This is a genomic window from Streptomyces sp. NPDC029044 (genome assembly GCF_040637495.1).
Lineage (GTDB): Bacteria > Actinomycetota > Actinomycetes > Streptomycetales > Streptomycetaceae > Streptomyces.
On sequence record NZ_JBEZWN010000110.1, the window covers coordinates 1 to 12,461 of the forward strand.

General features: G+C 72.1%; 10 protein-coding genes. 6 read left to right on the forward strand and 4 right to left on the reverse strand.

Annotated features, from left to right (window positions below; genetic code table 11):
• On the reverse strand, window positions 1-864 hold an 864-nt coding region (locus tag AB0E85_RS38515; RefSeq protein WP_361937428.1), incomplete at its 3' end, for an extracellular solute-binding protein.
• A 210-nt stretch (window positions 865-1,074) separates the two neighbouring features.
• Between AB0E85_RS38515 and AB0E85_RS38520 the strand changes: the two genes are divergently transcribed.
• Window positions 1,075-3,735 carry an AMP-binding protein gene (locus AB0E85_RS38520; RefSeq protein ID WP_361937429.1) on the forward strand — a complete coding sequence of 887 codons (2,661 nt, stop codon included), beginning with the start codon at window positions 1,075-1,077 and terminating at the stop codon, window positions 3,733-3,735.
• A 43-nt stretch (window positions 3,736-3,778) separates the two neighbouring features.
• Window positions 3,779-4,237, forward strand: a complete 459-nt coding sequence (locus AB0E85_RS38525; RefSeq protein WP_361937430.1) for an SRPBCC family protein — start codon at window positions 3,779-3,781, stop codon at window positions 4,235-4,237.
• On the opposite strand, the gene AB0E85_RS38530 is transcribed toward AB0E85_RS38525, so the two are convergent.
• Window positions 4,200-5,720 (reverse strand): alpha/beta hydrolase, encoded by a 1,521-nt coding sequence (locus AB0E85_RS38530; protein WP_361937431.1) that lies wholly within the window; start codon window positions 5,718-5,720, stop codon window positions 4,200-4,202. The two genes, AB0E85_RS38525 and AB0E85_RS38530, sit on opposite strands and share 38 nt — an antisense overlap.
• Window positions 5,721-6,097: 377 nt before the next feature.
• Here AB0E85_RS38530 and AB0E85_RS38535 point away from each other — a divergent pair, with 377 nt between their 5' ends.
• The 4 genes from AB0E85_RS38535 to AB0E85_RS38550 all read left to right on the forward strand — a co-directional run bounded on the left by AB0E85_RS38535 (window position 6,098) and on the right by AB0E85_RS38550 (window position 11,364).
• Window positions 6,098-6,820, forward strand: coding sequence for an alpha/beta hydrolase (locus AB0E85_RS38535; RefSeq protein WP_361937432.1), 723 nt, complete (start codon window positions 6,098-6,100; stop codon window positions 6,818-6,820).
• Between the two features lie 430 nt (window positions 6,821-7,250).
• Window positions 7,251-7,643 (forward strand): metalloregulator ArsR/SmtB family transcription factor, encoded by a 393-nt coding sequence (locus tag AB0E85_RS38540; protein ID WP_361937433.1) that lies wholly within the window; start codon window positions 7,251-7,253, stop codon window positions 7,641-7,643.
• Complete coding sequence (locus AB0E85_RS38545) at window positions 7,640-8,131, forward strand: SRPBCC family protein (RefSeq protein ID WP_361937434.1); 492 nt, start codon at window positions 7,640-7,642, stop codon at window positions 8,129-8,131. Before AB0E85_RS38540 ends, AB0E85_RS38545 begins: the two co-directional genes overlap by 4 nt.
• Before the next feature lie 59 nt (window positions 8,132-8,190).
• On the forward strand, window positions 8,191-11,364 hold the full coding sequence (locus AB0E85_RS38550) for a BTAD domain-containing putative transcriptional regulator (RefSeq protein WP_361937435.1): 3,174 nt from the start codon (window positions 8,191-8,193) through the stop codon (window positions 11,362-11,364).
• Here AB0E85_RS38550 and AB0E85_RS38555 read toward each other — a convergent pair.
• On the reverse strand, window positions 11,345-12,136 hold the full coding sequence (locus AB0E85_RS38555) for an ABC transporter permease (RefSeq protein ID WP_361937436.1): 792 nt from the start codon (window positions 12,134-12,136) through the stop codon (window positions 11,345-11,347). The genes AB0E85_RS38550 and AB0E85_RS38555 overlap by 20 nt on opposite strands.
• Window positions 12,133-12,461 (reverse strand): DUF4162 domain-containing protein (locus AB0E85_RS38560; RefSeq protein WP_361937437.1); only part of this gene is annotated, 329 nt, incomplete at its 5' end. The genes AB0E85_RS38560 and AB0E85_RS38555, both read right to left, overlap by 4 nt.

Below are 12,461 nucleotides of genomic sequence, written 5' to 3' on the forward strand. Positions count from 1 at the left end.
CGGCTCCTCCCCAGGAGGAACCAGACTCGCGGGTCGTCTGCGTTTTTCGGCGTCTTCCGGGGGGCGATGACCGTGGGTGCGTGGCGCGAGGACCGCCCCGGGCAGGAACTTGAGCTGTGCGCCGACCTTGTCCTCGCCCTTCTCGGCGACCCGCTCGTACCAGTAGTAGTGGTTGACCAGGCCCAGGGAGACCTCGCCCGACTCGACGGCGTCGAGGGTGGCGAGATTGTTGGTGTACACCTTCCCGTTGGCCTTCAGGCCCTTGAGCCACAGCCGGGTGGCGTCGTCGCCCTCCAGGACGCGCATGCCGGTGACGAAGGCCTGGAAGGAGGCGTTGGTCGGCGCGAAGCCGACCTTGCCCTTCCATTCGGGCTTCGTCACGTCGGCCACCCGGTCCGGGACCTTGTCCTCGGCGACCTTGTCCGGGTTGTAGGCGATGACACGCACCCGCCCCGACAGGCCCACCCAGTCGCCCTCCTCGCCTCGGTAGGCCTTGTCCACCTCGTCGAGGCTCGACTGCGGCAGCTTCGCCAGCATGCCCTCCTTGGACAGGGCGCCCAGGGCACCGGCGTCCTGCGAGAAGAACAGTCCGGCCTTGGTTCGGTCGCCCTCTTCCAGTATCTGTGCGGCCAGTTCGGCGCTGTCGCCGTAGCGCACCTCGACCTCGGCGCCGACCGCCTTCTCCAGCTTGTCCAGGATCGGCTTGACCAGCTTCTCGTTGCGCCCGGAGTAGATGACGAGGGCGGAGTCGCCGCCCTCCGCGGAGCCGCCCTTGTCGTCGCCGGAGCCGCAGGAGGCGAGGACGGGCAGGAGCAGGCCGGCCGCGAGGAGCGCGGTGATCCGGCGAGCCGAGGGGCGTCGCATGTGGTGTGCCTTCCTGGGTGGCTCGCCGGTACGGCGCGGGTCGCGCCGTCGGGTCAGCGAGCGGCGAAGCGATGCTTTCAAGCCAGCTGTGAACATGCTATGAATAAGGTAAAGCTTGCCTAACCGTCAAGGGATCTGTGCTATTTGCGGACGCTGCCGCAGAAAGGTCGCGCGCCCGTGATCGACTCATCCCGACCTGCCCCGGCCCCTTTGACCACGGCGTTTCCGCGCTTTGCCCCTCTTTCGACGCCGCAGCCGCCCGCGCGTGGACGGGGCGTTCCGTTCGCACGTGACCTCGCGGCTCACGGTGATCGCACCGCATTGATCACGCCATCGGGCGAGGTCACCTACCGGGCGCTCGCGGAGCGGGTCGCGGCCACCGCCGAACGCCTCGGCCGCACGCGCCGACTCGTGCTGCTGGCCGGCGCCAATCGGACCGACGCACTCGTGATCCACCTCGCGGCCCTCGCCGGCGGACACCCCGTCCTGCTCGTCCCCGGTGACAGCACCTCCACCATCGACGCCCTGACGGCCGCCTACGATCCCGACGTCGTCGCGCGCCCGGACGAGCACGGCACCTGGACCCTCGACGAGCGGCGCCGGACGAGCACGCACGTCCTCCACCCGGATCTGGCACTGCTGCTGAGCACCTCCGGTTCGACCGGATCACCGAAGCTGGTCCGGCTCTCGCACGACAACCTCCAGTCCAACGCCGAGTCCATAGCCGGCTACCTGGGTATCCGTCAGTCCGACCGCGCGGCCACGACCCTGCCCCCGCACTACTGCTACGGCCTGTCGGTCATCCACAGTCACCTGCTGCGCGGTGCCGGGCTGATCCTCACCGAGCGGTCGGTCGCCGACACCGCCTTCTGGGAGGAGTTCCGTGCGGCCCGCGGCACCGCGCTCGCCGGAGTGCCGTACACCTTCGACCTGCTCGACCGGGTCGGCTTCGCCCGGATGCGGCTGCCCCACCTGCGCTACGTGACTCAGGCCGGGGGCCGACTGGCACCCGAACGAGTCGCCGCGTTCGCCGAGTTGGGCCGCAGATCCGGCTGGGAGCTGTTCGTCATGTACGGGCAGACCGAGGCGACGGCCCGCATGGCCTATCTGCCGCCGGCGCTCGCGCAGGAGCGTCCGGAAACCATAGGGGTGCCGATCCCCGGAGGCTCCTTCCGGCTGCGGCCGGTCGAGGGCATCGCATCGCCCGACACCGGCGAGCTGGTCTACTCGGGCCCCAACGTCATGCTCGGTTACGCCGAGACGCCCGCGGACCTCGCCCTCGGCCGCACCCTGGAGGAACTGCCCACCGGCGACATCGCCCGGCGCGCCCCCGACGGGCTGTACGAGATCGTGGGGCGGCGCAGCCGCTTCATCAAGATCCTCGGTCTGCGCCTCGACCCCCACCGGATCGAGGCGCAACTGGAAGAGCACGGCGTCCGCGCCGCATGCGTGGGCGACGACGACACGCTGACCGTCGTCGCGGCGAGCACGGCGGGTGCCGAGGCGACGGCCCTACGGCGGTTGGTGAGCGAGGGCTGCGGTCTGCCGCCGCGCGCGATACGGGTGCTGCCGGTGGCCGAGCTTCCGCGGCTCGCCTCGGGCAAGACCGACCACGAGGCGCTACGGCGGCTGGCTCGCGACGCTTCGGCCTCGGCACCGGACCCGGGCGACGACGACCTCTGTGCCCTCTACGCCGAGATCCTCGACCGGACCGACGTCACCGAGGACAGCAGCTTCGTGAGTCTGGGCGGCGACTCGCTGTCGTACGTCGAGATGTCGCTGCGGCTGGAGCAGGTCCTGGGCGTGCTGCCCGCCGACTGGCACACCACACCGATCCGCCGGCTGCGGGCCGCGGACACCGTGGGGCGTACGCCCCCGGCCGTGCCGCGGCGCGGGCTGCGGCGCAGCCTGGAGACGGGCATCGCCCTGCGGGCGGTCGGCATCGTCCTCGTCGTCGGCTCGCACATCCCCGTCTTCCTCGTCCAAGGCGGCGCCCACGTGCTGCTCGCCGTCGCGGGATACAACTTCGCGCGCTTCCACCTCTCCGTCGGCGAACGCCGGGAGCGCCTGCGCAGGATGGGGCGGAGCATCGCCCGCATCGCCGTTCCGAGCATGGTGTGGATCGCCTTCGCGCTGCTGCTGACCCGCGAGTACGACGTGGCCAACGTCGTCCTGGCCAACAGCCTCTTCGAACAGGACAACTCCGACCCCGAATGGCGTTACTGGTTCGTCGAGGCGCTGGTCTACTTCCTGGCCGGGCTGGCGGTTCTGCTGGCGATCCCCCGGCTGCACCGCGCCGAGCGGCGCAACCCCTTCGGCTTCGCCCTGGCACTGGTCGCCCTGGGGCTCGCCGGCCGCTACGACCCCTGGGGCCTCGCGCACGTCCGCTTCCACCTGAGCCCGACCGTCGTCTTCTTCCTGTTCGCACTGGGCTGGGCGGCGGCCCGGGCCCGCACGGCGGGCCGGCGACTGGGGCTGACGGCGGTCACGCTCGTCACCGTGCCCGGTCTCTTCCCCGGGGAGCAGACCCTGCGGACGACGATCGTGCTCGGCGGTCTCGTCCTGCTGCTCTGGGTGCCCGCCCTGCCCAGCATCGACCCGGTCAACCGGCTGGCGGGCGTGCTGGCGGGCAGCTCGCTCTACATCTACCTGACGCACTTCCAGGTCTATCCCCACCTGCGGGACCACTCCCCCGTGGCGGCCCTGCTCGTCTCACTGGTCTGCGGTGTGGCGTACGGAGCAGTGGCCACCCGCCTGACGCCCAGGCTCCTCTCATCACTCCGGGCGGGAATCCCGGTGGCCCGCTTGTCGCCTCGCGGGATGCCCGGCGCTCCCGTAGGGTCTCGATGCCGTTACGGCAGGACGCACTGACGGCCCTTCACGACCGCGCGGACCCAGTGACCGGGGAGCCCTCATGTCAGGACAGTTCGAAGCGACCACCGAGATCGACCGGCCCGTCGAGGCGGTGTTCGACTACCTCGCCGACGGGCGCAACGATCCGCAGTTCAGCCCCCGAGTGCTGAGGATCGAGAGGGTTCCCGAGACGCCGACCGCCGTGGGGACGGTCTTCCGCAGCACGGTCAAGGACGCCGGCGTGAAGACGGCCAGGGAGTTCCGTATCACCGAGCTCGAAACCCCGGCGCGGATCCGGTGGACCGAGGTGTCCAAGAACAGCGTGGCGGTGGCCGAGGGCGGTTACGACCTGGAGCCGCTGGCCGACGGCAGGACCCGGGTCCGTCTCCACAACGTCCTGGAGGGCCACGGACTCGGCAAGCTGCTCGTCGGCCTGGCGCTCACCGCCGCCCGCAAGGACGCCCCCGCCTTCGCTGCCCGGATCAAGGCAGCCGCCGAGGCGGCGATCCCGCCGCGCTGACCGAGTCCAGGGCTGGGCAACGGGTGCCCCGTGGCGGGAGCGCCAGGTCGGTGAGGTAGCGGTCCACGGCGTTCTCCATACACGGTCCGCTGGTGACGCTGCCGTGGCCGTGCCCCTCGTAGGTGAGGAGCACGCCGCTGCGGCCGAGCTGCCGGGCCACCGAGACCGCCCACGGGTAGCCGGTGGCGGGGTCGTGCAGCGCGTTGGACACGAGGACGGGCGGTGCGCCGCGTACGTCCAGGCGGTGCTGCGGGTTGGCGGTCGGCGCGCCCAGACACGCCGCCACCATGTGGATCGGCAGCAGGTAGGGCAGGTCGGGCGCGGTCCTGTTCATCGTGGCGACGAGCGAGGCGTACGTCCTGTGGTCGCGCACCGGCAGGTGCCAGTCCGAGCAGAAGACGGGGGTCGCCGGAGGCAGCGGTGCTGTCGAGGTGCGCGACGCGGGCAGCGGCTCGCTCGCCCGCATCGCCGCAATCGCCGTGGCCAGGCCCGCGTAGTCGGCCTCGTAGAACTTCCGGAACGCGACCTTGTTGACCAGGTCCGTCGACGACAGCGGGCGGCCCGGATTCACCGGGTCCTCCAGCTCGCCCCGTCCGGCCCGGGTCAGCAGACCCCGCCAGACGGCGCGGACGTCGCGGCCGTGCAGCGCGCAGTCCGCGGTCCCGTCGCACCACTTCACGAACTCCTGGAAGGAGTCCTCAGCCGAGGCGGCCTCGGCCCGCAGGAAGTCACGGGTGGCCGCGACGCTGTGGTCCATGACGCTCTCCAGCACCATCGCGCGCACGCGACGCGGGTAGGTCTCGGCGTACTGCGCACCGAGGAGTGTGCCGTACGAGCTGCCGTGAAAGGTCAGTTTCCGCTCGCCGAGGGCGGCACGCAGGGCGTCCACGTCCCGGACCGTCTGAGCGGTGTCGAGGTGGTCGAAGACCGGGCCGGTGCGGGCCCGGCAGTCGGCACGGAGCCGCTTGTTGTACGCGGTGGTTGCGTCGAAGTCCGCCTGGCTCTCCAGCACCGGCGACGGCCGCTGGGCGAGCAGGTCACCGGAGCAGGTCACCGGGTTGCTGCCGCCCACGCCGCGCGGGTCGAAGCTGACGATGTCGAACCTGCGGCGGACCTCGGGGCTGAACCGGCTGACCCGGTCCACCACCATCCTCACCCCCGAGTCGCCCGGCCCGCCGGGGCCGAACACCATCGAGCCGACGCGGGCGCCGGGGCCGGTGGCCTTGCGGCGCGCCACGGCCAGCTCGAATCTCGGCCCGTCCGGGTAGGCCCAGTCGACCGGCACGGAAAGGGTGGCGCATTCGGCTCCGGGCTTCGCCGCTTCGGCACACGGTGCCCAGCGCAGGGGCTCTGTGACAGAGGGCGTCGCGTGGACGGCGGGAGCGGCGGCGAGGCCGGTGGTGACGGCCATGACGGCTCCCACTGCCGTGGCAGTGCCCCGCGCGGCGATGCGCCGCGGTAAGGATCTGCGCCTTGACCACATGGGTCCTCCTCGTGGAGAGAGTGCTCGTGTCAGGTGTGCGCAGCCGGCCGGGGCGCATTCGTCACGGTAGATGCGCTGTCGCCCAAGTGGCGCCTCGGTCAGGGGCTTTTCCGGGTCGGGGTCGGGGTCCGCTCAGGGATGGTCGGCGGGCGGGGCGCTTCCGCGGTGCGCGCAGCGTCCCGATGAGGGGTCCCCGTGGGATGGAAACCCGGTGGCGGGCCATGGGGACCGTTGCTAGTCTCCCGGAGGCCGTGCGAGAGAACGAGGAGGTGGTACCCGTGAACGCAGTCACGACATGGGTGCTCCCCTCCGGGGTCACGGTCGGGCGATAGGTCGTCCGGGAGCGCCGTTCACGCGCCCTCCCGAAAGGCACGACCGTGCAATTCACTTCTGAACAGCGCCTCGACGACGGTGTCGTCGAGCGTGCATTCACCCTCGGCGAGATTCCCGGCACCCTGTGGACGCCTGGATCCGCACCGGCCCCGCTGGTCCTGATGGCCCACAACAACGGTCTGCCCAAGGCGGACCCCCGGCTGGTGGCCCGGGCCCGGTACACCGCGACGCGCGGTTACGCCGTGGCCACCATCGACGCCGCCGGGTGCGGCGACCGTCCCCGCTCCGCCGCGGACGAGCAGGCTCGTGCCGAGCTCCGACGGGCGATGCGGGCCGGCGAGCCGGTCGACGAGATCTTCGAGTCCCTCATCGGCCCGCTGGTCGACAACGCGGTCCCGGAATGGCAGACCACTCTGGACGCCCTGCTCGAACTGCCCGGGATCGGCGGCCCGGTCGGGTACTCCGGCGGGTGGACGGCCCTCGGCATCCGGCTGGCGGTGGTCGAGCCGCGCATCGCGGCCGCGGGCTTCTACGCAGGTGGTTACGTGCCCCGCGCCCAGCGCGAGGAGGCCCGGCGGGTGACCATCCCGCTGTTGTTCCTGTTGCAGTGGGACGACGAGGGCAACCCCCGGCAACGGGCCCTGGACCTGTTCGACGCCTTCGGCAGCGACGAGAAGACGCTGCACGCGAATCCGGGAGGGCACACCGGCACGCCGTGGTTCGAGCTGGAGGACGGCTGCCGGTTCCTGGACCGCCACTTGAAGTGAGGCGCCGCCGGGCCCGTTGCCGGCGCCGAGGCCGCAAGAGGCGACGTCGGCCGAGCCACCGCGCCTGGCACGGCGCTTCGAGGGGCTACGACCTGGCAGCGGGACGGGGCGACAACAGGGGCGGGACCGTGCCCCGGCCAGGGCGAGGGTGCTGAGGACGAACATCACCACGCCCGGGGGGGACGTGGAGCGAAGGCACGTGCGCGACGCCCATCGCGACCTGTGCCGAGGCTGCCACGGTGTGGTCCCCCATGTGGTGTGCACAGTGGGCGGGTGCTGTCCGAACCCCTGGCGTCAGCGGAGTCTCCAAGCCGTCAGACGCACAGGGCTGTCAGCCGTGTGTCGTCCACACCGGATCTCCGTCCTCCCCCGATCGACGGAGGACGGTGAACGGAGCCCAAACGCGTAACCTATAGGTTACGCTTCTGGTGTGGACGAACTGAGCGAGGTAGCGGACGCCATCGCTGATCCCGTACGGCGGGAGATCCTGATGATGTTGCGTGTCACCCCACTGACCGCAGGCGACATCGCTGCCCGGTTCGACATCAGCCGGCCCGCGGTCAGCCGCCATCTGCGCGTGCTGCGGGAGAGCGGTCTGGTCCGGGATCAGCAGATCGGACGCCACCGGCGCTACTCGCTCGTCCACTCCCGGCTGGGTGACCTGGCCGCCTGGCTCGCCCAGTTCGACACCCGGCGTGCCGGCTGGTCGCAGCATCTGGCGGCGTTGGAGACCGAGGTCTACCGCACCCGACGGGACCGCAGCCGGGCTGAGCTCACCGACGATCGGCACACCGCGCGCCACCCCAAGGAGGACACGGCATGACCCTCGAGCCCACCGGACGACTCGTCCCCACGCCGACGGGGCACGACCTCGTCCTCACCCGCAGCTACCGCGCCCCGGCCGAGGACGTCTGGGCCAGTGTCACCGAGCCCGAGCGCACCGCCCGCTGGTTCGGCCCGTGGCGCGGCGAGGCGGCGCCCGGCCGCACCGTCGAGGTACAGCTGGTCTTCGAGGAGTCGGCGCCCTGGTGCCCGCTCCGGATCGAAGTGTGCGAACCGCCGCGCCGACTCGCCGTCTCGATGGAGGACGAGGCCGGATCCTGGTCGATGGAACTGCTGCTGGCGGAATCCGACGGCATCACCGAACTCCGCCTGCTCCAGCATCTCGCCTCCACGGAGCACCTCGGCGAGACCGGCCCGGGCTGGGAGTACTACCTCGACATGCTCACCGCCGCGCGCACGGGCGGGCCGCGGCCCGACTTCGAGGACTACTACCCCGCGCAGAAGGCGTACTTCGAGTCCCTGTCCTGAGCTTGGCTCTTGGATCACGGAGCAGCCGTTCAAGGACCCGCTCTCGATAACCTGACCGAGTGAAGACCGAGTTGACCCTCCTGTCACGGGTGGCCTACCGCGACCGGGAGATCACCGCGCCTCGGCTGCGCGGTCTGCTCGCGCTGCTCGCGGGCGAACTGCGCTCCGGTTGCAGTACCGCGAGGCTCGTCGACGGGCTGTGGCAGGACGAGTTGCCGGCCAATCCGGCCAACGCGCTGCGGATCCTGGTCTCCCGCACGCGCTCGCAACTCGGTGCCGATGTCGTCATCAGCACTCCGACCGGCTACCGGCTGGCGCTCGGTGAGGAGCAGGTCGACAGTTCGGCGGTGGTGCGCTGCGCCGAGGCCTGCGCCCGGCACGCCCGGGCCGGGGATCACGCCGCCGCCCTGGCCAGTGCGGAGGACGGCCTCGCGTTCTGGGACGCGGCCCCGGACGCCCACGCCGCGCCGGGCGACCCGGTGACGGAGCTGCGGGCCGAGCGGGCGCCGCTCTACGGCTCCCTCGTACGCTCCCGCGCGCTCGCGCTCGCCCGGCTGGGGCGACGGGCCGAGGCCGTGGCGCCGCTGACCGAGGTCTTCGCCGGAGCGCCGCGCGACGAGGAAGTACTGGCCGAGCTGCTGCGCGCCGAGGCGGCCACGGCCGGCCCGTCAGCAGCGCTCGCCCGCTACGACGCGTACCGGCGCGAGCTCCGCGACGACCTCGGCAGTGACCCGGGCGCCGGGCTCAAGGCCGTGCATCAGGAGCTGCTCCAGGTGGAGGCGCCCGCGGTCCGCTACGGGGTGCCGCACGATCCGAATCCGCTGCTGGGACGGGATGAGGATCTCGCCGCGGTAGCCGGCTTGTTGCACTCCTCGCGGTTGGTCTCGATCGTCGGCCCCGGCGGGCTGGGCAAGACCAGGCTCGCGCACGCCGTCAGTCGCGAGGCGGAGCAGCGGGTGGTGCATTTCGTCTCGCTGGCCGGAGTCGGTGCGGACGAGGACGTGGCCGGCGAGGTGGCGTCGGTGCTCGGCGGCGGGGAGGCGACTCGCGGCGGCACCGGGGGGTACGGCGGTGGGGAGGCGACTCGCGGCGGCGCCGGGGGGTACGGCGGCGGGGCCGACGTGCCCGCGGGAATCATCTCCGCCCTCGGTACCGGCCCCGCCCTGCTGGTACTGGACAACTGCGAGCAGGTCGTCCTGGGCGCGGCCGACCTGGTGCGGGAGCTGGTGGCGCGGTCCAGCGACCTGCGGGTGCTGGTCACCAGCAGGGCACCGTTGGGCCTGAGCTCGGAAGCGGTGTACCACCTGCCCCAGCTGAGCCTGACGACCTCGATCGAGCTCTTCGAACGGCGGGCCCGGGCCGCCCGCCCCGACGTCGAGCTGCCGCCCGACGCGGTGGTGGAGCTGTGCCGGCAGCTGGACGGCCTGCCGCTCGCCGTGGAGTTGGCGGCCGCCCGGGTGCGGGTGCTGTCGGTGTCCGAGATCGCCCGCCGCCTCGGGGACAGGTTCGCGCTGCTGCGCGGCGGGAGCAGGGACGCGCCCGAGCGGCACCGCACCCTGCACGCCGTCGTGGAGTGGAGCTGGAACCTGCTGGAGGAAGACGCCCGGGCGGCGCTGCGGGCGCTGTCGGTCTTCCCCGGCGGTTTCGCCGAAGAGGCCGCGGAACATCTGCTGGGAGAGGGCGGCGACACGCTGTACCTGCTGGAGCAGCTCGTGGACCAGTCGCTGCTGAAGGCCGGCGACACTGCGGCCGGGATCCGCTTCCGCATGCTGGAGACGGTGCGGGAGTTCAGCGCCGTCCGGCGTGCCGCAGCCGGGGAGGAGGAGGCGGTCACCGGCCGGTTCCTGGGCTGGGCGCGGGACTTCGGACTCGCCAACCACGACGTTTTGTTCGGGCCCGAGCCGCTGCGGCACTGGCCGCGGCTGCGCGCCGAGCAGGACAACCTCGTACTCGCCCTGCGGCTTGCCCTCGCCCGCGAGGACCACGCCACCACCGCGGCGGCCGGAGCCGTGCTGGCCGGGGTCTGGCTCACCGACTCGACGAGCTTCCACCGGGTCTTCGGTCTGGCCGCCGACACCGCGGCGCCGCTGTCGCACTACCGCCCCGACGCCCGGCACACCGAGGTCACCCGCTCCCTGTGCGCCGCTTGTGTCACCGCCCCGTTCGTGGGGTACGGCACGCTCCGGACGCGCCACCTCGTCACCCTGCGCCGGCTGCCCCCCGCGGAGCCGGACACGCTGCTGCGGGCACTCGCCGTCGCACTGTGCGCGCTTCCGGACATGCGCCCGCCCGGCTACGAGACGCTCCAGGAACTGTGCGCGAGTGACGCGCCCCTGCTGGCGGGCGTCGCCGAGGCCGTGGCCAGCTACCTCTGGGAGCACGAGCAGGAGCACGAACGGGCGCTGTCCTCCGCCCACAAGCTGCTCGCCGCGGTCGACGCAGTACCCAACCCGTCACTCAAGCTGCTCGGCCACTCCCGTTGCAGCGAGCTGTACGGGGATGCCGGTCTCGGCGAGGAGGCGTACCGGCATCTGCTGGCGGCACTCGACGCCTTGGAGCACCTGAGTGACCAGTCGCCCACGACGGGGCTGCGCCGGGGCCTGGTGCTGGCCTGCCTGCAACGCGGTGAGTTGGACGAGGCCGAGGAGTGGCAGCGGCGGGTGGAGAGGGCCCGTCCGGCGGAGCAGACCTCGGCCTCCGTGATCGACCTGGCCGCCCGGGCGGAGATCGCGCTGGCCCGTGGACTGACCGAGCTGGGGCTGAAACGGTGGCGGACGGCCGTGGAGCGGGTGCGCGAAGGCGACTCGCCGCCCCCCGAGCTCTCCGTGGATCCGTGGGCGCGGGCGGTCGAGGCCTACACGGTGGCCGCGCACGCCCACGCCGGGCGGCCGGAGCCGGTCGCCGGGCTGGTGGCGGCCTTGGAAGGCCGGCTCCGTGCGCAGCTCACCGACGGCTCCCGCCCGGCCGGGGGGACCCAGGTGTCCGGCGCCGATGTGCTGGCCCTCGGTCTGGCGCGGCTCGCCGCGGGCGATGCCTCGGCGGTTCGGCTCCTCGCGCTGGCGGAGCGGACGCACGTACCGCAGACATTCCCCTCGATGTCCGTGGGCCGTGCCCGGCGGGTCGCTGAGGAGACCGACGGGGCGGCGTACGCCGACGCGGTGTCGCAGTACGCCGCCCTGGGGCGGGACGAGTTGCGGGACGCGGCCCGCGCGCTCATCGCGGGTCGCGGTTGAACTGCGCCGTCGACCAGCGGTAGCCGAGAGCGGTCAGGCCGAGGCACCAGGCGAGGGCGAGCCAGCCGTTGTGGCCGATGTCGGTGCCGAGGAGCAGGCCGCGCAGGGTCTCGATGGCCGGGGTGAACGGCTGGTACTCGGCGATCGGCCGGAACCAGCCCGGCATGGTCTCGGCGGGGATGAACGCGCTGGAGATGAGCGGCAGGAGGATCAGCGGCATGGCCATGTTGCTGGCCGCCTCGGGGTTGGGGCCGGCCATGCCCATCCCGACCGCGATCCAGGTGAGCGCCAGGGCGAACAGGGTGATCAGCCCGAAGGCCGCCAGCCACTCCAGCACCGTGGCGTCCTTGGACCTGAAGCCGATCGCCACGCCGACGGCACCGACGAGGACCACGCTGGCGACGGACTGGAGCACGCTGCCGAGGACGTGCCCGACCAGTACCGAACCGCGGTAGAGCGCCATCGTGCGGAATCGGGCGATGAGCCCCTCGGTCATGTCCATGGAGACGTACACCGCGGCGCCGATCACGGTGCTGCCGATCGTCATCAGAAGGATGCCGGGGACGATGTAGGCGATGTACGCGGAGCGGTCCGCACCGCCGCCGCCGATGCCCGCACTCATCACGTCGCCGAAGATGTAGACGAAGAGCAGCAGCATCATGATCGGCGTGAGCAGCAGGTTCAGGGTTCCGGACGGGTAGCGCCAGGCGTGGAGGAGGTTGCGGCGCAGCATGGTGGAGGAGTCGCGCAGGGCGAGGCCGAGGGAACTCATCGGGTGGTCTCCTTGGGCTGGTTGGGGGCGCCGGCCGGGCCGGTCAGGGCGAAGAACACGTCGTCGAGGTCGGGCGTGTGCACGGTCAGCTCGTCGGCTTCGATCCCCGCCGAGTCCAGCCAGTCGAGGATGGAACGCAGCTCGCGCTGGCTGCCGTCGCTGGGGATCCGCAGCGCCAGCGCCTCGTCGTCCCGGGTGACCTCACGCAGAGCGGACGCGGCGGAGCGGTAGGCGGCCGGGTCGGTGAAGCGGAGCCGGACGTGTCCGCCGGGGATGAGCCGCTTCAGTTCGTCGGCGCTGCCTTCGGCGGCGATGGTGCCGTCGT